The organism is Candidatus Pelagibacter sp. Uisw_136, assembly GCF_047720275.1.
Taxonomy (GTDB): Bacteria; Pseudomonadota; Alphaproteobacteria; order Pelagibacterales; family Pelagibacteraceae; genus Pelagibacter.
The window spans coordinates 563429-587520 of record NZ_CP159812.1 but is presented as its reverse complement, the minus strand read 5'-3'; the positions used below and the strand labels follow the sequence as shown (position 1 = coordinate 587520).

Below are 24092 nucleotides of genomic sequence, written 5' to 3'. Positions count from 1 at the left end.
AAATACTTGTCATGAAAAGTATTGAAAGAAATATAGATATAAGAAGATATCTTAATTGGTCAAGAATAGTTAAGGGCAAACCCATACATATAAGATTGTATGAATTAATTTATTACGAATTACTTATAATGTGGTTTGAGATGAATAAGCCTCCTTTAAGAAGATTAATTTATGAAACTATTAACTCTCAAGACTTTGAAGATAATTTTATTAGAGGAAAAGTTTTTCAAAAATATATAGATGAGGTTTTAGAAACACCCTGTGAAGATGGTTCTGGATATTACAACCCTGACTCAAGAGAAATTCTAACAGAAATAAATATTAAGGAGTTATATGATATTAAATTTTTGATAAAAGATGAGTTAGATAATGTAAGAATGATTGATAGATACAATGGCATATTCACATTTTGTAAAATTTATGAAAAATGGTGTTTAGAAAAAAAAGCTAAACAAGTCGATGATGTGACAAAAAAAGAAAGATTTGACGTAACATTAGATCTGCCATTAAAAATTTCTAAAAACCTTAAAATCTATTCTACTCTGCCGTATACGTCTTGATACCTAACAATATCACTCTCTTTTAAAATTGAGCCAACTTGAGCTTCAATAATCTTAACAGGTTTATTACCAGGATTTTTAATTCTATGAACTGCTTCTAATGGAATGAAAATATGATCGTTTTGTTTTTTAGAAAAGCTATCTTTATTAAGTGTAATTTTGGGAGTTCCTTGAGTTACAAACCAATGTTCTGATCTATGATGATGTTTTTGTAAACTTAATATACCTTTAGGTTTTACGAATAACTCTTTAATTAAAAAACCTTTGCCTTCAAATAAATTAACGTACCTACCCCAAGGTCGATAATAAACATTTTTTTTCTTATAATATTTGTTCTTATTTTTGTCATACATTTTTAAGATCTCTTTCCAGCTGCCAAGATCTGACCAAGGGATATCTAATTTGATAGCGTTGATTTGTTTAGTTTTTTCTAAAATTGCATAATCAAATGACTTTGCTGTAGCTTTTTCAAATGAAGCTTTATTTAAGTAATAAGTGTTATCTTTAAGTTTAGCTTTTAAAACAGCATTAACACAATTTTTATATATTGTAGGTTGGTATTTTTTAAAGTTATTTATTATTGAGTCTTTTCTTAAAAAAAACATCCCTGAATTCCAATAACCTTTTTGCTTAATAACTTGTTTGGCTTTAGCTTCTTTAGGTTTTTCAATAAATTTTGTAACTTTATTAATATTTCCTTTAATTTTTTTTGTTAAAAAATAACCATATTCACTTGATGGAGATGTTGGTTTAATACCAAAGATAAATATATTTTGATCTGTTAAGTTGGTTTTATTCTTATTTATAGCTTTATTAAAAATGCTTGCTTTTTCTATCAAGTGGTCTGCTGCAAAAAACATCAAAGGTTGCTCATTTGGAATATCTTTAATTAGTGCTGATGCAAGAATTGCTGGTGCTGTATTTCTTTTTGCAGGTTCTAAAACAATTTTATATTTACTTATCTTGTGTTTCTTAAGATGTTTTTTTACCTCTTTTAAATATTTAAGATTTGTACTTATAATTGGTGCATCAAAAGTTGAAGATTTAACTCTTTCAAGAGTTTTTCCTAATAAAGTCCAATTACCAAAATCAATAAATTGTTTTGCTAAATTATTTTTTGATTGTGCCCAAAGTCTAGTTCCTGCTCCGCCACATAATATAACGGGTCTAATTTTCATTAAATATCAGCGTAGACTTTTACTTCTTTTCTTTTACCTGGATGTGTTGGTGCACCTAAATAAGCAGGACCTACTGTTTGAGCGTATTTCCAAATAGTACCAGATCCAAAGCTTGATTTTTTTGCTTTCCACTGTTTACGTCTTGTAGCTAATTGTGATTTAGTTAATCTAACGTTAATAGTCCCTTTTTTGGCATCTATATCAATTATATCTCCATTGCGTAAAAGAGCTAAAGGGCCTCCTAAGGCCGCCTCAGGGCCAACATGACCCACACAAAAACCTCTCGTAGCACCTGAAAACCTTCCGTCAGTAATTAGGGCAACCTTCTCACCCATACCTTGACCATAAATAGCACCTGTTGTTGAAAGCATTTCTCTCATACCTGGTCCCCCAACTGGTCCTTCATAACGAATAATAATTACATCGCCCTCTTTATATTTTTTCTTTTGTACACAAGCCATTGCAGCTTCTTCATTATCAAAACATCTAGCTTTACCAGTAAATTGTAATTTGTTTAAACCAGCAATTTTAACAATTCCACCATCAGGAGCTAAATTACCTTTAAGACCCACAACACCACCATCTGGTGATAAAGGATTGTCATAAGCTCTTAAAACTTTTTGCTTAGGATTAAATTTAATATTTCTTAAATTTTGTTTCATTGTTTTTCCAGTAACAGTCATGCAATCACCATGTATAAAACCACCATCAAAAAGAGTTTTTAATAACATAGGAACTCCACCAGCTAACCACATATCTTTAGCAACATATTTTCCACCTGGCTTTAAATCAGCAAGGTATGGAGTTTTTTTAAAGATTTTTGCTACATCCATTAAATCAAACTTAATTCCAATTTCATTAGCTATAGCTGGTAAGTGTAAAGCAGCATTCGTTGATCCACCAGTAGCCGCAACTATTGTTGCAGCATTTTCTAAAGATTTTTTGGTAACAATATCTCTTGGACGAATATTTTTTTCTAATAAATTCATTACAGTCTTGCCACTTAATAATGCATACTTATCACGTTCTTCGTACGGAGCAGGTGTTCCAGCTGAATAAGGTAAGGCTAAACCTATAGCTTCAGAGACACAGGCCATAGTATTTGCAGTAAATTGTCCACCACATGCACCAGCACTTGGGCATGCAACAAGTTCTAATTTTCTTAATTCTTTAGCAGACATTTTTCCAGCTGAGTGTTTTCCAACTGCTTCAAAAACATCAACAACAGTTACATCTTTACCTTTGTATTGACCGGGAAGTATTGAACCACCATAAATAAACACACTTGGAACATTTAATCTAACCATTGCCATCATTAAGGCAGGTAGAGATTTATCACAACCAGCAATACCTACAAGTGCATCATAACAATGACCACGTACAGTAAGTTCAGTTGAGTCGGCAATTACTTCACGAGAAATTAAAGATGATTTCATTCCTTCATGACCCATAGCAATACCATCAGTTACAGTTATTGTACAAAATTCTCTAGGAGTACCACCTGAAGCTCTAACACCTTTTTTAACAGATTGAGCTTGTCTCATTAAAGCAATATTACAAGGAGCAGCTTCATTCCAGGTTGAAACAACACCAACAAATGGTTTTGCTACATCTTTTTCAGTTTCACCCATCGCATAATAAAAAGATCTATGTGGAGCTCTATCAGCACCTAACGAAGTATGTCTGCTTGGTAATTTTTTTTTGTTAAATCTTGCCATTATATACCCTTTATAGTTATTGATATTCTCTCAACATCATTTTTTAAATTATTATAATTAGTTTTTTCCTGATCAACAATATCTTTTGGTGCTCTATCAACAAAGCTTTTATTAGCTAATCTTACTGATATTTTATTCATTTCTTCTTTGTATTTATTTTGTCGAGTAGTTAAGTTTTCCTTAATTAATTCTAGATCAACATCTTCATCAAAATAAACTTTAAATAGATCTCCAGAAACCATCAATGTAGCAGCTGGTTTATCTAAATCTTTATTATGTAAGTTCTTGATACGACCAAGTTTTTTAAGAATAATTTCATTTTCAGTAAAAAATGATTGTTCTTTTTTACTAACAGTCTCTATTGAAATATCTATAAAAGAACCAGGACTTACACTTAATTCATTTTTAAATGATCTTAATTCTGAGACTATACTGATAATTTTTTCAACTTGATTTGTGGACGAGTCTCTTTCAAGCCCTCCAGAGGGCCAATTAGCTAACATTAGAAAATCTTTACCTAAGTTATCAAATTTATTATTTAGCCAAATTTCTTCAGTAACAAATGGAATAAATGGATGTAATAATATTAATATTTGCTTAAATATATAAGCTGATACTTGTCTTACTTCATCTTTTGCTTTTTCATCTTCTGAAAATAATATTGTTTTAGAAAGCTCTAAATACCAATCACAATAAGAGTGCCAAGTAAATTGATAAGCATTTTTTGCAGCTTCATCAAACCTGTAATCTTTCAAGTTTTTTTCAATTTTATTTTTAGTTTCTATTAGTTCAGAATAAATCCATTTATTAATATTAATTGTTAAACTTGGTTTTTCTTCAATTTTAGAAAAATCACAATTATTGGTAATTAAAAAATTGTTTGCATTCCATAATTTATTTAAAAAATTTCTATATCCCTTAACTCTATCTTCAGAAAGTTTTACATCAGTGCCAGGTGATGCCATGGACAGTAAAGTAAATCTTAAAGCATCTGCACTATATTTTTCAATTAAATCTAAAGGGTTAATTACGTTTCCCTTAGATTTAGACATTTTTTGTCCCTTCTCATCTTTAACAAGTGCGTGAACATAAATATCTTTAAAAGGTTCTTTGTCTAGAAACTCCATTCCAAACATAATCATACGCGCAACCCAAAAAAATATAATGTCAAATCCTGTAACAAGTACTGATGTTGGATAAAATTTTTCAACATATTCTTTATTATCAGGCCACCCTAATGTAGCAAAAGGCCATAAGCCTGATGAAAACCAAGTATCCAATACATCTGGATCACGAATTAAATCTACATCTTTATTATAGAATTTTTTTGCATCTAATTTTGCTTCAACTTCATTTATTGCTACAAAAATTTTTTTATCCGGTCCATACCAAGCTGGTATTTGATGTCCCCACCATAATTGTCTTGAGATACACCATGGCTCAATATTGTTCATCCATTGAAAATAAGTTTTTGACCAATTAGTAGGAAAAAAATTAGTTTTTTTAGAGTTAACTATATCTTTAGCTTTAATTGATAATTTTTTTGCATCAACAAACCATTGTTCAGTTAAAAAAGGCTCAATAATTGAATTAGATCTATCCCCATAAGGAACTTTATTCTTTATATTTTCTTCCTTAACAAAAAACTCTTTTTCTTTAAGTTCTTTTAAAATTCTTTTTCTAGCTTCAAATCTATCAAGTCCAATATATTCTTTAGGAGCATTTTCGTTTACTTTGCCACCTTCAGTAAAGATATTTATGATTTCTAAATTATTTCTCTGCCCAACCTCATAGTCATTAAAATCATGGGCAGGTGTTATTTTTAAAGCACCAGTTCCCATCTCTGGGTCAGCATACTCATCTTCAATAATCTTTATTTTTCTTCCAACAATTGGAACTGTTACAAATTTACCAACCAAATGTTTAAATCGATCATCTTTTGGATTTACAGCAATTGCTGTGTCACCCAGCATTGTTTCAGGTCTTGTTGTAGCTATAGTTATAAAATCACTAGAACCTTCTATAGGGTATTGAATATAGTAAATCTTAGAATTAACTTCTCTTTGATCCACCTCTAAATCAGATATTGCAGTTTTTAAAACTGTATCCCAGTTGACTAGTTTTTTATCTTTGTAAATTAAACCTTTTTTGTGAAGTTCTACAAAAACTTTTAAAACTGATTTTGAAAGGTTTTCATCCATTGTAAAAGCATTTCTCGACCAATCACAAGAACAGCCCAATTTTTTAAGCTGATTTAAAATGATATCACCATGCTCTTCCTTCCATTCCCAAACTTTCTCTATAAACTTTTCTCTTCCAATTTCATTTTTATCAATACCTTCAGCAGTTAATTTTTTCTCTACTAAAGCCTGTGTAGCAATACCCGCATGATCTGTTCCTGGTTGCCATAAAGTTTCATAATTATTCATACGGTGATATCTAACTAAAAGATCTTGAATTGAATTATTCAAAGCGTGCCCCATATGAAGACTACCTGTTACATTAGGCGGAGGTATAACCACTGAAAATTGTTTCTTATTTTTAGTAGGTTTAAATAAATTATTTTTTTCCCAATAAGAATAAATCTTATCTTCAACGTCTGTATGTATGTATTTATCGTTACTCATAGATGATTATAAGTTTATAATTTAATAATATGAATTAACAATAATCATTTTGAAGGCTTATTTGGTAGACTAATTTTATAAATTTAATATATAAAAGGCACTCTATTTGTTTTAAATTGAGATGAGAGGGCAACGTGGCGGAATGGTTACGCAGAGGATTGCAAATCCTTGTATCCCAGTTCGATTCTGGGCGTTGCCTCCAAAAAAAATCTTGTGTTACTCTTAAAAAAAAGTAAGTTGTGATTTTGATATTCCTCGGTAGCTCAGTTGGTAGAGCAGTTGACTGTTAATCAATTTTTTTACCACTAAAACACCTGTCTTTTCTGACTAATTGATTCTTTATGTTTCCTATATGTTTCTCTTAATAACAAACAATTGATAATCATTTGGAAACAAGAAACAAAAGATACTTTTTAACATCATAACCACTAAAATATAGTTAGTCTGTCAAAAAATATTTAGTTAAATAATGGAGTGGTCTTTTAAAATAGACAAATCTTTATCATCAAGATGAATAAAATCAAATTTAATTTTAGGACTAATATTTTGTTTGATCACTTTTATATCTTCAATATCTTCTGAAGTATTTTTCATTTAATTTCCACCTACGCTTACTTTAATTTTGTTATACTCATCCTGTAGTTCTTCCTTAGACATATCGAAGTATTCATTCATATTTTTTGAAAAAGATATATTTTTGATTTCATTGTATTGTTCAAGATAGCAATGTTGCAGGTAAGATAAACGATAAATGACAATGAGATGAAGTATTTGCTTCTCATTTAATGAATGCTTCCAAGTTAACCAGCCATCACTCCAAGCATCATCCTTTCCTATAAATTTAGCAAGCTCTGGTTTATCTATTGGATTAATCCTTATAGACCCTTTGCTAATGTTTGCTTCAAACTCAGCTGGATAAATTTTGTTTTTTAAATATTGATAAAAGCAAACACCTAATGTTGTTTTTTCTTGTCCTGGAACAGCTAAATCTACATCACCAAAGATATTAGTTAAAAAATTATCAATGGTTAGATTTATATCCATTAGAGTTTTCATTGTTGTAAATCCAGATAATCCTATAATTTTTTATTAATCTTTATTGATTTATTTTTTAACATCATCTTTATAAATGTGGGTGAGTTTTCTAATTAGATTAATAAAATTTTCATGTGTTGTTGAAGATTTATAAACTTTTAAAAATTCTAATGATGCTATTATAAAGTCTTCTAAGTCTTCTTTTTTATCAAGTTTTTTATTTGGTGATATATTCAAATTGTTCTTATATGAGCCAACTATTAAATCAGACATCATTTCTTCACTAAATTTATATTGATAATCCTTTCTAGAAGCTTCATGGATTATAGCAGCTAATTCCCAGCTAGTTGGACCATCTTTATGCATTGAGTCTGGATTTATAGCATGTACTTTTAACCAAAGTATTTTTTCATGCTTATTTAAAACAAATTTTTTTTTCATTTATTATTTTATGAATTTCCCTTCTTTAAAAGTTCCTTCTATTATTTTTCCCATAGGGTCAGTGAATTTACCTTTTCCATGAAACATATCATTTTTGTAACCACCTTCATAAGTGGTACCATCTGGAAGAATATAATATGCTTTGCCATGTTTTTTATCATCTTTAAATTCTCCTGAATATTTTTCTCCACTTGCATGAGTTAACGTTCCTTTTCCATTCATTTTACCATTCTTCCAATCACCATTGTATTTTAAACCATCATTCCAAATATATTCACCAATTCCATTGAATAAATCACTTTTAAATTCTCCTTTATAAATGTCTCCACTTTTATATTTAATGGTTCCATATCCATGTTTTTTTCCAACTTTATATTTTCCTGAATAAACTTCTGTAATCTCATTTATATCTTTCTCAACTTTCTCAACATGCTCAAGAAATAAAGCTTCCTTATGGTAGGATTGGTAATAACTTGAATCTAGTAATAAGCTCTTTACAGGTTTGTAATATGATGGATTTTTAGCTTTAAAAAAATCATCATCAACGTTTTTGTCTTCAAACATAAAGTCATACTCTTTCTCAACATATCTATCTAAAATTTTCATAAAATAATCTCTTTTATTTGAAATTTTTTCATAATTTTTATTTGTAATTATATCTAAGATAAAAACTGAATCATGCATGTTTGATTTTAATTCTGTATTGATTAGTCTGTATTTTTTATCTTTATAACAATAAAGAACAAATGCTTCATTCCACAATGTATCTTCATACATTATGCATTCGTAATAACTTATAATCTTAAAATCTTTCTTAAGTTTTTGAAATAATCCACCGCTAGAAATTAATGGAGCTAAATAACTTGTAAAATATTCCTCTTCGTCATTAAGGTCATTATATCCTTTAACACATCCAGTTATCTTTTCTGCTAAGTCATAAACTAGCTCTGGTTTCCAATTATTTAAAACATACAAAAGTTTATCTATGTTTAAATTTTTGTAAAAATGATCAATTTTTCTTTTGTTTTTAGTTTTTTTTTCAACTACCTCCATATTTTTGTCAACCTTTACATTCTGCATAACGTTTTTACAGATCTGACATTTTTGTTTACCAACTAAAATTTTTGGAACTTTGAGTAATTTGAAATTATTTACACAATGTTTTGTTTCACATCTTACATATTCGTAAATTGTTTTGTTTTTCATTTATATGATCAACGGTCTCATTAAATAATGATACACTTTTTTACAAAAATGTGGACTGCTTAAGAGTACTTTTTCCTGATCAATATCATGTAAGCAATTATTAACCTCATCAAGAAATGTATCATAATGATAGTAGTTTATGTAAGAGAGCCAGTAAGTTGTTATTAAATAAAATCTTCCTATACGGTCCACATGATCAGGTAATTTAATTAAAAGCTCCTTATAAGTTTCTTTATTATTAAAACATTTCATAAAAATCTTGGTAGTTTTTTTATCTTCTTTAACCAAAACATCATAATATGCTAATGCTTCAACATCTTCTAAATCAACTTTATATTCTGGTTCTTTTCTAAACTTATGTAAGTGACTATTTAAATATGTAATTTTAGACATAAGAATCCATTAAATGTTTAACTAAGTAATAAAGAGCCAATGTATCCTTTGCACAATAATCTGTTAAAAGTTTTTTTTGCAGCTCCTTCTCATTTTTGAGAGTTTTATTATCTGTAAGAATAAACCAGGCTAATTGTGCTTCGGTTCCACCTGCTATATTATCTTTCTCTTCATAGCTAACATCGCTTGGTATAGCTTTAATAATTTCCTTTAATTTATACTTACCATTCATCTTTGGGTGATAAAAATTTTCACCAACAAGTATTTGAGTATCTACTGTTCTTTCAATTAATTTATCAATTTTATCTACAAGATGTTTGCAATTATCTTTTTCTTTTAATTCTTCTAAAATAGATATTTCTACAGGCCCAGCATTGTGAGCAAATATTGTTCCATTTTCACCTACTGCTTTTAAAAGACTTTCAACAAATCTTCTTTCTATATCTTGATCATCAAACTCTAAAAAAGGTTTTTCATCACTTGGCTTAATTTTTTTGTCTATTGATTCCCATTTATGCACTGACCATTGAAATGGTAATCGATAGTAGGGTTGAGTTCCTTTTATGATCGGTACTCCCTGGTTAACATACTCAAAGTCCATAAAATAATACGGAAAATTAAACTCTTTAATAGTATTTTTTAAATCTGGGCTAAACCAAGGTTTATTATTCTTATGAACTGCTTGTATAATTTTATGATAATCTTGCACATAACCTTTGCGCTGGGAAACTAAAAGGTCTGTGGGAACTTTTTGTAAATCTTTAATTTTTTTTTCCACACAATATTCCTTCACTTTTTTAGAACACCAAGGCAATATTTCGTACGAAGTAATGTTTGTTTTAGGTTCTAAAACTTTACATCTACTTTTATAATCGCATACATGTGGATTATTACAGTGATCTCCCATTAAAATATTAGGAGACTCTTTTTCATCTGCTAATGGTATTAAATCTTTAATATAACTTGATACTTCTTTTTCTTTTAAAATAACTTTACTTGTAATGTCATTTGTGTCGTTTATTAAATCTTTGTAATTATCACCACCTTCATATGTAAAATCTTCATTAATATGAATTAATTTAATACTGGTTAAGTTTACTCCACACTTTTTAACAATAAAAGATTGGATCGCTATATCTTCAATATATTTAGATTTTAATTTTGTTGATGATTTTGCTTCTAAAAGCTCCCATCCGTTTTTTTTTCTTATAAGAACATCTGCTCTTATTAAGGTATCTAAATATATAAATGCTCCTTCAAAGATAACATTTATATTATCTGAGTTAATAGCTTCCTCTGTTTCTTTAACTTTGCTGCTATCAAAAGGACCAGTAAAATCTTTAAATTTTCCATAACCATCTTTATATTTTTTTTTAACCTCCTCACCAAAACGGTTACCAATGTGTATAGAGTGGTTATCTTTACTGATCTGCTGATGGAAATCATACCAAAGTTTTTTATGACACTGTAATCCACTTAAAATTTTGGTTTTCGTTAATGTATAATTATTACTTACCATTAGTGTACAGTCCTTTTGCTTTGACTGGCTTCATATTCAATTTTTCCAACGACTAACCTCAAATTCTCCATAATTTTTTCCCATTTAGCTGTATGTTGATTGGGATTTAGCCAAGGTAAATCATTATCTTCCAAGTCTAACATTGAACATAATACGTTATCAATATTGGTTAGTAGAGTTTGTCTTTCTTGAGGAGTGTTATATTCAAATAATTTAACTAATTTTTTATTACATGTTAAATCATTTTTATTATTAGTTTCTTTATCAGCTTTATTTTTAGACATTAGTCCTTTCCAAAACTAAGTTTAATATAAATAAAGGCTATCAGATTCATTGATAGATCTATATTCAATAAAAAAACTTAATTTTTTTTATTGTTAATGACTAGTTATTTTGGAAAGTTTTAATCATGCTAATCCTTTTTACAGGTAGCTCACCCAATAGATGGGATACAGATATAAACTATTAAGATCTATCAAAAACAATATTATATCTGTATCCCATCGTAGCTTTTAAAACTCCAACAGAACAACCAGAGTACTGTTAATATATACACAATTCTTAGATTTTCAATGAAGAACTTTAATTATTATATTCAAAGTTTAGCCATTTTTTTTAATTAAAGATTTGTAATGTTGGTTGAATTAATTCTTTTAGGGTATTTGCCTTTACACTTATTTCGAAAAATTAAAAATTATCATAAATCAAAATATCGCCACTATTAATCTTTATATTAATAATTGTTAAAGTTCTCTTCCTGAGTTTTTAATAACCCCAACATATGCAACTAGAACTATTTGATTATAGAAGAGATTCACTTTTTGAGTCTGAAAACCAAATTGCTCATTACTTCGATATATTAAAAGAAACAGAGAATGAAATTAGTTACGCAGAACACATAAATCCCAAAAAAGGTTTTGCAGTAGCTGGTATGGAATATGAGGAATATATTGATGTGAAAAAAGATAGGTTGAAAGGACTGACCTATGATCAAATCCTCACTTACTTAAAAGATACTAAAAAAGAAGAGAGAATTGAAAAATATAAGGCATTATTAAAGTTCAGAAATATCCCTTTTGAGGCAGAGTTGTTTACATGGAGCAATGACGACCTCTAAAGTTAATTATTTTTTTTAACTTTAGATACCCTAATATCTAGACTTTGAATCCATTCTTTTGAGTTAAAATCTATCTTTTCTATAAATTCTTTTTCATCAGTAAATGCAATAGCACAATTAATAACAAATTTAGTTACTTCAAAAGTAAGTTCTTCATCTTTACCAAACCAAATACTTTCGTTTATCCAACTTATCATTAAAGGGGAATGCATCATCATATTAATTCTTTTTTGAACAATCTTGTTATGTTCGGAGTTTTCAGGGTCAAACGCTTGTACTTCAAAGAATTTGTCAAATCTATCTCCACCTTTTTTAGCATCATTTTTCATATTTGTTTTTAATATACATTAAATAAATATCTCTCTCTAGGGTCAGCAAGTGACCCTTACAAGGCAAGTGATAGTGTTACTTATAGGAGTATATAAAACCAAGGTATTTGGCTGCGTTTAACTATTTGAGGCTGATCTATTTAACTGGCATAGTGAATGTCTTAAATAAAAGTTATGGCTAATAAAAAAAAAATTAAAAACAAAAAACCTAACTTAGGATTTGAATATGAGGACAGAATTATTGAAATTTTAAAGAAAAAAAAACTCATTTCTGAAGATTATAAAAGAACAGGTGGATCTGATAAAGCTGATATAATTGTTAATTATAAAAAACAAGAAATTATAACTGAATTAAAAGATAAAAATACAGGTGCTGACTATGGTCAAAAGGAACTCAACTGGAGTCATGATAAACTTTGGAGTTGGTCTCTTGGTAAGAGTAAAACAGAGGATGCTACCGTTAAACTTTTTAAAGGACTTAAAATTATAGAGAATTACATTAACAAAGATTTTATACCTAGAAAATATTCTAAAAAAAAAGATATCAAAGATAAAATTAAGAGTGTTTATGAGGACATAACAGTTGAAGATTATAGATATGATTTAAAACATATGGAAATGGATAATATTCCAATTCCACTTGATACTCTTTTTGAATACTATGCGATTAAAAAATGTTTTTATATACAGATAGAGAACAGTGGGTTTTACCACTTACAAAAAGACAAGTTTGAAATTGGTACAAAACAATTTGATGGAGAAATTTGTTTAAGGACAAGGGCAAAATATAGAAAAAGTAGAGATGACATAGCTGTAGAACCTTGGCAGTATGGACTACTAGCTAAAATTAAACTTAAAAAAAAACCAACTCAATCTCATTTTGATATTCAAGAACTAGATGGAAGGAAGTTTCCTTTTAAAGATTAAACTTTAATTGTTTCTCTTGATCAGAAACATCCTTGTCATAATTAAAAGCAGTACTTCTTATAAATTCAATATTTGTTTTTGTGTTTTTTTTAATTTTTTTTTTCTTATTTTTTAACATTTTTTTAATAGCACTACCTATTGCCTCTGCCATCATAGGAGGAACAGCATTTCCAATTTGTGTCCATTGGCTTGTAATAGATCCACTAAATTCAAATTCTGGAGGAAAAGATTGAAGACTTGCTGCCTCTCTAGTTGTTAAATATCTATTTTCAGTTGGATGATAATACATTCTACTGGCAGTAACTATTGTAGGAGATGGTTTAGATCTGTCTAATCTTGCAAATTTTGCCTCTCTAAATCTTTTTTCTCCTATTTCATTCCAATCATGATCAAACCACAATTTCTTAGGCAAATATTTTTTTTCATCTCTTTCATATCTAATTGATCCACCTTCTGGAACATGGCTAATTCTTGAAGTTTCTAGTGTGCTTTTAATTTTTGCAGTTTCAATGTTGTGATTAAAAGATTTATTTTTAAACTTAATTAAATTTTTAAAAGCCCATGAAACAGTTCTTGGGGGTTTTAATTTAGAATTAATCTCTCCAACATTATTATATTTTTTTGACGGATAAATATTCTCAACATTAATTCTATTACCAATAAATATTACTCTGCGTCTAATTTGTGGTGCCCCATAATGATGAGATGAGAGTACTCTAGCATTTAAGTCATATCCTAAATCCTCAAAGCAATTAAAAATTGATTGAAATGTATTAATATTTTTTTTTGCCAATAAACCTGTAACATTTTCTAATACAATTATTTGAGGTTTTAGTTCTTTGACAAATCTTACAAATTCTAAAAAAAGATGGTTTCTTGAATCTTTAGCATCTCCAGTGCCTATGGTAGAAAAGCCTTGGCAAGGTGGTCCACCACAAATTATATCAATTTTCTTACTCTTAATTTTTTTTTTGAATTCTTTAATTGAAATTTTTCTTATATCACCATCAATGCCAATTGCATTTTTGTGGTTTTTTTTGAAAGTTTCTATTGCTGGTTTAAGAAAATCAATTCCAGCTAGACAAGTTAGTCCAGCTTTTTCAAAACCGCAAGAGAGACCTCCAGCCCCAGAAAATAAGTCGATAAAAGTGTATTCTTTATTCATTATTATTTTTAGTATTTTGATTCATTTGTTTCTTTTATTATATTATTAATAATTATTTTAGTCTTCAATCATTTGAAGATAATCATTACTTAATTATAAAACTAATGAATGAATTGGCTTTATAACTCTGGTAGTTGACTAGTTATTTTCAAGAGAATAAAATGGTAATTGTTTCTTATATGTATCATTCCATGTTGCTCTCATGTTGCACTTGCAAATAGAATTACAAAAAAAATTCAACTTTTAAGGAAAATAGTAGACAAAAAAAAGTTGGCTAAAACATCAAACTGATGTAAAAGCCAATTGTTAATTCGTTTTTGATATTCCTCGGTAGCTCAGTTGGTAGAGCAGTTGACTGTTAATCAATTGGTCGCAGGTTCGAGTCCTGCCCGAGGAGCCAAAAAAAATACCTTATCCGTTATGCTAAATGTTATTAAAAAAAAATTTTTAATTATCAGATTTATTATTGGGTAATATTTAAACTATACTAGGGTCTTAACCTAAGATTTGTATCAGCCAACTTTTGAAATACCAATGTTTGAAACTTGTAAAGATTTACTAAACTTTAGTTTTTGATCATTATTAAGCTCAGAATATAATTTAACTAAAAAATTATAATTTATATTCATATGACCTTCTTGAGATCTTTCTAGATTTATTAAATATTCTGAAAAATCTTCAAAAAAATAATTTACTGGAACTTTTAAATAATTTGCTAATTGAAGAAGTCTTATTGAGCTAACTCCATTAGTTCCTTTTTCATATTTTTGAATTTGTTGAAAAGTTACATTAATTGCTTTTGCTACTTTTGTTTGTGTGAGACCTAAAGCTAATCTTCTTAGCTTTAATTTATTACCTAGATGTTTATTAAAATTATCTTCCATTAAGACCCCTCTTAAAGTTAGTTTAAAAAGTCCTATTGAACTAATTTTTAGATGTTATCGCAACAGAAATATTTTTTTATTTTAAAAAATTAGGTACAAAAAAAAAATTGTGTCAAGATATTATAATTTAGTTTAAGGAAAAAAATTGTTGTGCCGTATAGCTAATAAAGGCTTATAAAATTTGGCTTAAGAAAAGTTTAGTACGATCATTTTTGGGGTTAGCAAAAAAGTCTTTAGTTGTAGCTTTTTCCACAATCATACCCTCGTCCATAAAAATCATTTGGTCAGCTACCTCTTTAGCAAAGCCCATCTCATGAGTTACAACGATCATTGTCATACCTTGTTTTGCTAAATTAACCATAACATCTAGCACCTCTTTAATCATTTCAGGATCTAATGCTGATGTAGGCTCATCAAATAACATAATTTTAGGTTCCATACAAAGTGCTCTTGCAATAGCTACTCTTTGTTGCTGTCCACCCGATAATTGACCTGGGAATTTTTGAGCTTGATCTAAAATTTGTACTCTTTCAAGGTGTTCTAATGCTAATTTTTCCGCATCTTTTTTAGACATTTTTTTAACCCAGATAGGAGCTAACGTACAATTATCTAAAATAGATAAATGCGGGAATAAATTAAATTGTTGAAAAACCATGCCAACTTCAGCTCTAACTTGTTCTATATTTTTTGTATCTTCTGAAATTTCAGTACCATCAACAATGATTGATCCCTTTTGATGTTCTTCTAATCTATTAATACATCTAATTAGCGTAGATTTACCAGATCCAGATGGTCCACAAACAACAATTTTTTCTTTAGGTTTAACTTCAAGATTAATTTCTTTTAATACTTGAAAGTCTCCAAACCACTTGTTTACATTTTGAATTTGAATAATTGAATCTGACATAATTTATCTATCTGTTTTATACTTTAATTCTAATTTTTGACTATATTTACTCATACTATAACAAATAATCCAGAATATTATTCCAGCAAATACATATCCCTCCATTGAAAATCCTAGCCATTTTGGATTTGTTTTAGCTAAATTTAACATACCAACTACCTCTAAAAGACCTACCACAAAAATTAATGGTGTGTCTTTTACAAGTGCTAAGAATGTATTAGCAATTCCTGGTATTACTAGTTTTAATGCCTGTGGAAGAATAACAAAGATATGAAGTTTCCAATAACCCATACCAAGTGACTTGGCCGCATCATATTGACCTCTAGGTAGCGCTTGTAACCCTCCCCTTATAACTTCCGCTGTATAAGCTGCTTCAAATAAAGTAATAGCTACAACTACTCTAATTAGCTTATCTACATAAGTTCCATCTGGTAAAAACATTGGAAACATAACTGCTGACATAAATAAAACTGTAATTAAAGGAACTCCTCTCCAAAATTCTATAAACGAAAGAGATGAATATTTAACAATAGGCAAATCTGATCTTCTTCCAAGGGCTAACATCATGCCTATTGGAAAGCAAAAAATTAAAGAGAAGAATGCAACAATAAAAGTTAAAGATAAACCACCCCAAGCACCTGTTTCAACCCATTCAAGTCCAAAAGAACCTCCTGAAATTAAATAGTAGATTAAGATAAAAGAAATAATTGGTAGTATAAGTGTATAGTAAAGAGAAAGATAATTTCTAAATTTAGCAGGTGTATAGTATCCAGCTGCCATGAAGGCTAATACAGCAATAAATGTTAGATTAATTCTCCATTGTTCGGCATTTGGATACATTCCATATATAAATCTATTAAACCAAACTTTAATATAAACCCAACAAGCACCACCACCCGTACACGCTTCTTTGGTATCACCAGAAATATTAGCATCAAAAATAAACCAATTTAATAATGGAGGAAGTGCAAATATTATAAGAAAAATAATACACAAACTTAAAGCCGCATTGAAATTACTTGGATTAATATTTTTATTAAGACTATCTAGGATTTTAATACCCGAAAATTCAATTCTAATAAAATGAAGTCCAATTACTCCAAAGATTAAAGGAGTAAAAAAGTTGATAAACCTAGGTAAAAAAGAGGTAATATTTGTACCTAAAAAATTATTTAAACAGAAATCAAAAATACCTAAGAAAAAAAATAAAGCTCCTAAAGTCAGAGAAAAATTTCTGTTTTTTTTGTATTTGGATTTTAACAAATTAAAATTATCTGAACTCATTATTTTTCCTTAATCGCTATTTTTTGGTTATACCAATTCATTAATAATGAAATTGCAATACTAATAGTTAAATATGTGGCCATTGTTATACCAACAATTTCAATTGCTTTTCCTGTTTGCATCATAGCAGTTCCAGCAAAAACCAAAACTAAATCTGGGTATGCAATAGCAGCAGCTAAAGAAGAATTTTTAGTTAGATTCAAATACTGATTAGTTGTTGGTGGTATAATTATTCTTAATGCTTGAGGCATAATTACTAATTTCAAAACTTGGCTTGGTGTTAAGCCAATTGATGCGGCGGCTTCTTTTTGTCCTTTACCAATACCTTGAATACCTGCTCTAACATTTTCTGCAATAAATGTTGCTGTATAAAGAGTTAATGCTAAAGTTAATGCAATTAGTTCAGGTGGTATACCCATACCTCCATCAAATGTATAAGAAGATTGAGACATTTTTCTTAATTCTGGAAAACTAAAGGATAAATCAACACCACCTACTAAAAATGTTAAAAGTGGCAGACCCATAAAAATAGCTAATGAGATAATTAACACTGGTAACTGTTTACCTTCTTGTTCTTGTTTCTTTTTTGCAAATTTTACAAAAAAGAAAACTAAAATCATTGCAACAATTAATGCTATAAAAAAAACATCGAAATTTGTCCAAATCGGAGCTGGTGTAAAAAAACCCTTTATAGTCATAAAAGATGATCCTAATAACAATGTTGCATCTTGAGGCATTGGCAGTGCTCTAAGAGCAGCAAAATACCAAAAGAAAATCTGTAATAGCAATGGAATATTTCTAAAAAATTCTATGTAAAAAGAAGCTGTTTTTCTAATCAAATAATTTGGTGATAATCTTGCAATACCAACAACAAGACCTAACAATGTAGCTAGAATAATTCCAATGAATGCAACTAATAGGGTATTTAAAAGACCAACAAGGTAAGCTCTAGCATAAGAGTGTGAACCATCATAATCAATTAAAGAAAACTGTATATCAAATGAAGCTTCTTGACTTAAAAAACCAAAACCAAACTGGATACCTCTTGTATCCATGTTCTCTTGAGCATTCATGGTAAAGAAACCAAATATTAAAATTATAAATAATATTGTTAACAGTTGAGGTAGGATTTTTTTTAATTTCATTAAGTGGATATTATAAAAAAAGGGCTAGATAAATCTAGCCCTTTATGTGTTTTATTAGATAATAATTATCTTGCTGGTGGTACGTATAATATTCCACCTTTAGTCCATAATTGGTTTGGACCTCTGTCAGGTAAAATACCAGTATCAGCGATATTTCTCTTATAGCTTTCACCATAATTACCAACTTGTTTGATAATTCTTAAGCTCCAATCGTTATCTAAACCAAATGCTGCACCTAATTCACCTTCAGAACCAACAAGTCTTTTGATTTGTGGGTTGTCAGAAGATTTCATAGAATCTGCATTTGATGATGTGATACCGTACTCTTCAGCTTCGATCATTACGTTTAGAGACCATCTTACGATGTCTTCCCAAACTGCATCTCCTTGACGTACTACTGGTCCTAGAGGCTCTTTAGAAATAGTCTCTGGTAACACCATGTGGTCATCAGGGTTAGTCATTTTTGTTCTTTGTGCTGCAAGACCAGATTTGTCAGTTGTGTAAGTATCACATCTGCCTGAATCATAAGCTGCAACAACTTCATCTGCTTTTTCAAAAGCAACTGGCTCATAAGAAATTCCTCTTGAATTAAAGAAGTCTCTCATATTAAGTTCAGTTGTAGTACCGATATTAGTACAAGCAGAAATTCCATTAGCAAAATCTTCAACAGAATTAATTCCTGAATCTTTTCTAACCATGAAACCTTGGCCATCATAGAAGTTAACTCCAACGAATGTTAAACCAATGTCAGCATCTCTAGAAAGTGTCCAAGTTGTGTTTCTTGATAAGATATCAATCTCACCAGAAGTTAGAGCTGTAAATCTTTCTTTAGCACTTAGTGGAGTGTATTTAACTTTACTTGCATCACCCAGTACTGCAGCAGCAACTGCTCTACATACATCAACATCAACACCAGTCCAATTTCCAGCTGCATCAGCATTTGAAAATCCAGGTAGACCTTGAGATACACCGCATCTTACGAAACCTTTACTTTGAGTGTTCTTAAGAGTTTTTGATTTACCTTTTGACTGTTTTCCACCTTGTTGGTCGCAAGCGACAACAAAAAGCATAGAAGCAGCAGCTAAAACGGCAAATAATTGTTTTGAGTATTTAAACATTTATATTCCTCTGTTTAGTTTATTTATTTGTTAACAAATAATTCAAAATAAAATTGAATTAAGTTGATTGTTTATCATTATATAAAACTGTTCAAAGAAAAATTAAATACATTAGAATTATTCTAACTATATGTAGTGTAATAAAATAATATATTAATACATGTTGACATTGGTGCGCTCTGGTGGACTCGAACCACCGACCCTCGGTTTAGAAAACCGATGCTCTATCCAGCTGAGCTAAGAGCGCAAATAAATATAGTTATATTTATAGTAGGAATTTAATTTTTAAAAAGAAATTTTTTACAAATAATTAATAAGGTTAGAAGCTCAAGTCTGCCTATAATCATAAAGAAAATTAGATAATATTTAGTTATAAAATGTAGATCATAAAAGCTAAAATCATTTAAACCAAACATTGAAGAATTTACAGTATTCATTATTGTTAAAATTGAGAGTTTAAAAGAGCTTTCAAATTCAATTCCACTTAAAGTTAATAAAAATGTTAAAACTAATAATGAAATTATAAAAACTATTACAGAAAGAAAATATTTATAAATTTCATCTAATTTAAAAGAATCTTTTGAAAACAAGTGTTTATTTAAGTAAATATTCTTAGGCCTACTGTAAGAAAGAATTTCATTAATTGAATATTTAAATAAAGAATAAATCTTTAAAAATCTAATACCAGAACTTGTAGAAAAAAAAGATCCACCAATAATAACTAGAATTAAAAAGATAAAAGATAAATTGCTGGGAGAGTTATTTAAAGAAAATCCTGAATTTGAAATGCTGCTTGTTAAAGATAAAAATAATTCACTAAAATTATTTTCAAAATTTAGAAATACAAAAAACAAAATCAATAAAAATAAGAAATAAAATAACAAATGAATATCCTCATTAAAAAAATTCAAGTTATGATTTTTTGTAAAGATTAAATTGTAAATCAAAAAAATACTAAAAAAAGAAGATAATAATAAAATTGATGTAATTATAATTTGGGAATTATTGATCAAAATATTGGATAAATTATTTGATGGTAAAAAACCACCTGATGAAATTATTGTCATAGCTAGATTTAAAGAATTAAACAACCTGATATCAAAAAGGCTCAATATTATAAAAATTGAAAGAGTTATTAATGAATAGAATAATAATATCTTTAATGCCTGTTTGAATGTTTCTGATTTATTAAATGATATAAAGTTAGTTAAAGATTTTTTAAAGCTATGATCAAAAATATCAATTAATAGTATTATAGAAAATAAAAAATAAAGACCTCCAATCCATTGAGATGAAGACCTCCATAAAACTAAACTTGGATCTACATATTTAATATTATCAAAAATAGTAAATCCTGTTGATGTAAAACCAGATATTGCTTCAAAGTAAGAATTAGTAAATGTTAAGTTATAAATACTAAAATAAAATGGAATTGAGATTAACAATGGTAATAAAAAATAACCAAGAAGGATTGTTAATATTTTATCATATATTGTTATTTTCTTTTCATCATTATTTTTTGCGTAATAAAATAATATAGCTAAAAAAATGGCACTTATAAAAGTGTATATGTAGGTATTTAAATTTAGATAAAGATTTAGATAGTAAGAATATACAATATTAAAAAATGCTAAAATTGAAACTATTCCAAAAAAAACACTCAGATAAATGAGTTTCAAGTATTTCATTAGATTAAATAGAGCTTATACGAAACATATTTTCTACAACATGTAAAAAATCTTTTTTAGCTAAAAGAACAACAATATCTTGTTTTTTAAACACAAAATTTGATCTAGGAATAATAACTTCATCACCTCTTAAAACTGCACCAATTCTTATTTCATCGGGTAAATTTGAATTTTTTAATTCTTTATTTACTAACTCTGAGGTTTCAATAATTTCTGCTTCAATAATTTCATATTCACCATTTAAAATACTATAAGCATTTTCAATAGTGCCTTTATGAATATGCTTTAAGATACTTGATACAGTATTCATTCTAGGATCAATAAAATCATCAATTTTTAAAGAAGTTTGTAAAAGAGAATAGTTAGGCTTATTAATCAAAGCCATAGTTCTTTTATCACTTAATTCATCATTATCTTTAGCAAATTTTTCAACTAATACACTTACCATTAAATTATCCTCATCATCATTTGTAAGTGCCAAAACAGTTTGAACCTCATCTAAATTTGCCTCTAGTAAAACTTCTTCATCAAGGGCATCACCATTTATAACAATTGTGTTATTTAATTGGCTTGCAATAAGTTCTGCTCTTTCTTTATCTTTTTCTATTATCTTAACTCTAGCAGAATCAAAACTTTCTTCTAAATTTTTTGCTAGGTTAAATCCTATATTCCCACCTCCAATAATTAAAATCTTATTAGAAATTTTTTCTGTATGACCAAAGGCGGCTAACGTTTCATTCATTTGTGAGGCATTAATTACAACATAAGCTTTATCACCTTTAAACATTACATCAGTTTTTTTTAGTAAAACAAATTTTTCATCCCTAATTACACCCATTATATTAGAGTTTAATTTTGGAAACTTTTTGGTAAGTTCATTAAGTTTAATATCTTTTATTGGACAATTTACATCTATCAAAATCTCAAGCAATCTAATTTTATTATTTGCAAAAGGGACATTATCTAATGAACCAGGAGCTTCTAATTTTCTTTGAAGAGACTTTGCTATCTCTATTTCAGGTGAAATAATAACATCTATTGGTAAATTTTCTTTATTATAAACTTTTGTAAATTTAGGATTTAAATAATCTTGCGATCTAATCCTTGCTATTTTTTTTGGAACACTGAATATTGAAAATGCTATTTGACATATCAGCATGTTAATTTCATCATTACGTGTTACTGCAATAATCATGTCAGCATCTGCTGCATTTGCTTTTTCTAAAATAGAAGGATATGTACCTTTACCTACAATTGATCTTACATCAAGTGTGTCATCAATTTTTTGTATATCTACACTAGATTGATCAATTACAGTTATGGAGTGACCTTGTTCACTTAGAATTTTTGCAATAGTGAAACCCACTCTACCAGCACCACATATAATAATATTCATTTAGTTCAATTCCTTGATCCTCAACCCTTTTAGTTTTCTATGTAAGGCAGATCTTTCCATTCCTATAAAGTCAGCAGTTTTTGATATATTGCCATTAAATTTTTTCAATTGTGTAGTTAAATACTCTTTTTCAAAATTTTCTCTAGCTTCTTTTAATGGTATAGATAAAGAGTTTTCTGATGATGTATTCTTAATATCGGGTGTTTTAAGGGATTCTTTAATGATATTCGAAATTTTATCAGCACTATCTGGTGAGAGTATGGCAATTCTCTCTATCAAATTTCTTAATTCTCTAACGTTACCTGGCCAATCGTAATTAAGTAGATAATTATTATTCGTATCAATAATTAGTTTCTTTAAATTATAATTTGTTGATATTTTTTCAGAAAAATATTCAACTAATAAAGGTATATCCGAAACTCTGTTTTTTAGAGGCTTGATGTTAATTTCGAAGACATTAAGTCGATGATACAAATCTTCTCTAAAATTACCATTTTCTATTTCTTTTTTTATATCTTTGCTGGATGAGCATATAATTCTTATATCCACATTAATATCATGATCACCATTAATTCTCTTAAATTTTTGATCTATTAGAACTCTTAAAATTTTAGATTGAGTATCAAGTGGGATTTCAGAAATTTCATCTATTAAGAGTGTACCCTTTGATGATTTCTCTAAAGCACCATAAGTTATGGAACCATTATTTTTTTCCTCACCAAATAATTCTAATTCATATTTTTTTATATCAAGCAATGCACCATTAAGAATAACAAAGGGGCCCTTTTGTCTTTTAGATTCTTTGTGTATTTTTCTTGCAATCAATTCTTTACCAGAGCCGGTTGGCCGATTGATAAAAATTCGGCTTTCAGAAACTGAGATTTTATTAATTTGGTCTTTTATATTTTTAATATTATCACTAACACCAATTAGCTCATAAGAATAAAAAAGTTTATTTTCAAATTCCTTGTTCTTATTTTTAAGATTTATATTTTCAACAGCTCTATTAACAAAATTTAATAACCTCTCTTGATTAAAAGGTTTTTCGATAAATTCGAAAGCACCAGCTTTTAAAGCTTTGATAGCCATTTCAACGTTAGCATGTCCTGTAATTATTATAACTGGGATATTTTTATCCTTATTTTTAATGTGTGATAAAAGCTCTAGACCGTCATTGTCTCCTTTGTCTAACTTAACATCTATAATTGCAACATCTGGAAGTTTTTTATCAATCTCGTTTAAAGCTTGATTGTAGTTTGCAGCTAATCTTGTTTTGTAACCAGCTTCAATAATTAGATCGTTAATTATATTTCTAATATCTGCATTATCATCAATAATTAATATTTCAGTACTCATTATTTTGTAAATATAATTTCAATTTTTGCACCATTTTCAAGTGACATAAAATTTATTCTACCATTATGATCATTTATTATTTTATTAACAATGGATAAG

24 protein-coding genes and 3 tRNA genes are annotated in these 24092 nt (G+C 28.5%); 5 read left to right on the top strand and 22 right to left on the bottom strand.

The genetic code is table 11. The annotated features are described in order from the left end of the window. Nucleotides 1–11: 11 nt before the first annotated feature. Entirely contained in the window at nt 12–560 is a 549-nt protein-coding gene (locus tag ABXT53_RS03060; protein ID WP_415291185.1) for a hypothetical protein, read from the top strand. On the opposite strand, the gene ABXT53_RS03055 is transcribed toward ABXT53_RS03060, so the two are convergent. From ABXT53_RS03055 to ABXT53_RS03045, 3 genes are read right to left on the bottom strand one after another with little or no spacing between them, the layout of a single operon-like run. Continuing rightward, nucleotides 533–1738 carry a sugar phosphate nucleotidyltransferase gene (locus ABXT53_RS03055; RefSeq protein WP_415291184.1) on the bottom strand — a complete coding sequence of 402 codons (1206 nt, stop codon included), beginning with the start codon at nt 1736–1738 and terminating at the stop codon, nt 533–535. The two genes, ABXT53_RS03060 and ABXT53_RS03055, sit on opposite strands and share 28 nt — an antisense overlap. Further along, nucleotides 1738–3456, bottom strand: coding sequence for a dihydroxy-acid dehydratase (gene ilvD / locus ABXT53_RS03050; protein WP_415291183.1), 1719 nt, complete (start codon nt 3454–3456; stop codon nt 1738–1740). The genes ABXT53_RS03055 and ilvD overlap by 1 nt, the downstream gene beginning before the upstream one ends. Then, complete coding sequence (locus ABXT53_RS03045) at nt 3456–6083, bottom strand: valine--tRNA ligase (protein WP_415291182.1); 2628 nt, start codon at nt 6081–6083, stop codon at nt 3456–3458. The genes ilvD and ABXT53_RS03045 overlap by 1 nt, the downstream gene beginning before the upstream one ends. A 128-nt stretch (nt 6084–6211) precedes the next feature. On the opposite strand from ABXT53_RS03045, the gene ABXT53_RS03040 reads away from it, so the two are divergent. Further along, nucleotides 6212–6285, top strand: a tRNA-Cys gene (locus tag ABXT53_RS03040). Nucleotides 6286–6545: 260 nt separating this feature from the next. On the opposite strand, the gene ABXT53_RS03035 is transcribed toward ABXT53_RS03040, so the two are convergent. From ABXT53_RS03035 to ABXT53_RS03005, 7 genes are read right to left on the bottom strand one after another with little or no spacing between them, the layout of a single operon-like run. Next, complete coding sequence (locus ABXT53_RS03035; RefSeq protein WP_415291181.1) at nt 6546–6677, bottom strand: hypothetical protein; 132 nt, start codon at nt 6675–6677, stop codon at nt 6546–6548. Beyond that, entirely contained in the window at nt 6678–7127 is a 450-nt protein-coding gene (locus ABXT53_RS03030; protein WP_415291179.1) for a hypothetical protein, read from the bottom strand. A 60-nt stretch (nt 7128–7187) separates the two neighbouring features. Then, nucleotides 7188–7559, bottom strand: a complete 372-nt coding sequence (locus tag ABXT53_RS03025) for a hypothetical protein (RefSeq protein WP_415291178.1) — start codon at nt 7557–7559, stop codon at nt 7188–7190. A 3-nt stretch (nt 7560–7562) separates the two neighbouring features. After that, nucleotides 7563–8765: an MORN repeat-containing protein gene (locus ABXT53_RS03020; protein ID WP_415291177.1), complete on the bottom strand. Its 1203-nt coding sequence runs from the start codon at nt 8763–8765 to the stop codon at nt 7563–7565. After that, nucleotides 8766–9158: a hypothetical protein gene (locus tag ABXT53_RS03015; RefSeq protein ID WP_415291176.1), complete on the bottom strand. Its 393-nt coding sequence runs from the start codon at nt 9156–9158 to the stop codon at nt 8766–8768. Beyond that, on the bottom strand, nt 9151–10677 hold the full coding sequence (locus tag ABXT53_RS03010) for a DUF2779 domain-containing protein (RefSeq protein WP_415291175.1): 1527 nt from the start codon (nt 10675–10677) through the stop codon (nt 9151–9153). The genes ABXT53_RS03015 and ABXT53_RS03010 overlap by 8 nt, the downstream gene beginning before the upstream one ends. After that, nucleotides 10677–10961 carry a hypothetical protein gene (locus ABXT53_RS03005; RefSeq protein ID WP_415291173.1) on the bottom strand — a complete coding sequence of 95 codons (285 nt, stop codon included), beginning with the start codon at nt 10959–10961 and terminating at the stop codon, nt 10677–10679. Before ABXT53_RS03005 ends, ABXT53_RS03010 begins: the two co-directional genes overlap by 1 nt. A 497-nt stretch (nt 10962–11458) precedes the next feature. Here ABXT53_RS03005 and ABXT53_RS03000 point away from each other — a divergent pair, with 497 nt between their 5' ends. Further along, nucleotides 11459–11794 (top strand): hypothetical protein, encoded by a 336-nt coding sequence (locus tag ABXT53_RS03000; protein WP_415291172.1) that lies wholly within the window; start codon nt 11459–11461, stop codon nt 11792–11794. A gap of 2 nt (nt 11795–11796) precedes the next feature. Here ABXT53_RS03000 and ABXT53_RS02995 read toward each other — a convergent pair whose 3' ends face one another. Further along, nucleotides 11797–12123, bottom strand: coding sequence for a hypothetical protein (locus tag ABXT53_RS02995; RefSeq protein WP_415291171.1), 327 nt, complete (start codon nt 12121–12123; stop codon nt 11797–11799). A 174-nt stretch (nt 12124–12297) separates the two neighbouring features. Here ABXT53_RS02995 and ABXT53_RS02990 point away from each other — a divergent pair, with 174 nt between their 5' ends. Further along, on the top strand, nt 12298–13050 hold the full coding sequence (locus tag ABXT53_RS02990; RefSeq protein ID WP_415291170.1) for a hypothetical protein: 753 nt from the start codon (nt 12298–12300) through the stop codon (nt 13048–13050). Here the strand turns inward: ABXT53_RS02990 and ABXT53_RS02985 are convergent. Continuing rightward, nucleotides 13040–14215, bottom strand: a complete 1176-nt coding sequence (locus ABXT53_RS02985) for a DNA cytosine methyltransferase (RefSeq protein WP_415291169.1) — start codon at nt 14213–14215, stop codon at nt 13040–13042. The genes ABXT53_RS02990 and ABXT53_RS02985 overlap by 11 nt on opposite strands. Nucleotides 14216–14539: 324 nt before the next feature. Between ABXT53_RS02985 and ABXT53_RS02980 the strand changes: the two genes are divergently transcribed. Further along, nucleotides 14540–14615, top strand: a tRNA-Asn gene (locus ABXT53_RS02980). A gap of 112 nt (nt 14616–14727) precedes the next feature. Here the strand turns inward: ABXT53_RS02980 and ABXT53_RS02975 are convergent. From ABXT53_RS02975 to ABXT53_RS02930, 10 genes are all read right to left on the bottom strand, one after another. Further along, entirely contained in the window at nt 14728–15099 is a 372-nt protein-coding gene (locus tag ABXT53_RS02975) for a helix-turn-helix domain-containing protein (RefSeq protein WP_415291168.1), read from the bottom strand. 172 nt (nt 15100–15271) lie between these two features. Next, a complete protein-coding gene (locus ABXT53_RS02970; protein WP_415291167.1) occupies nt 15272–16006 on the bottom strand; it encodes an amino acid ABC transporter ATP-binding protein in 735 nt (244 codons plus the stop codon). 3 nt (nt 16007–16009) lie between these two features. Continuing rightward, entirely contained in the window at nt 16010–17290 is a 1281-nt protein-coding gene (locus tag ABXT53_RS02965; protein WP_415291166.1) for an amino acid ABC transporter permease, read from the bottom strand. Continuing rightward, nucleotides 17290–18435, bottom strand: coding sequence for an amino acid ABC transporter permease (locus ABXT53_RS02960; RefSeq protein WP_415291165.1), 1146 nt, complete (start codon nt 18433–18435; stop codon nt 17290–17292). The genes ABXT53_RS02965 and ABXT53_RS02960 overlap by 1 nt, the downstream gene beginning before the upstream one ends. Nucleotides 18436–18500: 65 nt before the next feature. After that, a complete protein-coding gene (locus tag ABXT53_RS02955) occupies nt 18501–19553 on the bottom strand; it encodes an amino acid ABC transporter substrate-binding protein (protein ID WP_415291164.1) in 1053 nt (350 codons plus the stop codon). Between the two features lie 170 nt (nt 19554–19723). Next, nucleotides 19724–19800, bottom strand: a tRNA-Arg gene (locus ABXT53_RS02950). 31 nt (nt 19801–19831) lie between these two features. Then, nucleotides 19832–21241: a potassium transporter TrkG gene (locus ABXT53_RS02945; protein WP_415291163.1), complete on the bottom strand. Its 1410-nt coding sequence runs from the start codon at nt 21239–21241 to the stop codon at nt 19832–19834. A 4-nt stretch (nt 21242–21245) separates the two neighbouring features. After that, nucleotides 21246–22637 carry a Trk system potassium transporter TrkA gene (trkA, locus tag ABXT53_RS02940; protein ID WP_415291162.1) on the bottom strand — a complete coding sequence of 464 codons (1392 nt, stop codon included), beginning with the start codon at nt 22635–22637 and terminating at the stop codon, nt 21246–21248. Then, nucleotides 22638–23993: a sigma-54-dependent transcriptional regulator gene (locus ABXT53_RS02935; protein ID WP_415291161.1), complete on the bottom strand. Its 1356-nt coding sequence runs from the start codon at nt 23991–23993 to the stop codon at nt 22638–22640. Then, a complete protein-coding gene (locus ABXT53_RS02930) occupies nt 23993–24070 on the bottom strand; it encodes a hypothetical protein (RefSeq protein WP_415291304.1) in 78 nt (25 codons plus the stop codon). Before ABXT53_RS02930 ends, ABXT53_RS02935 begins: the two co-directional genes overlap by 1 nt. Nucleotides 24071–24092: the final 22 nt, after the last annotated feature.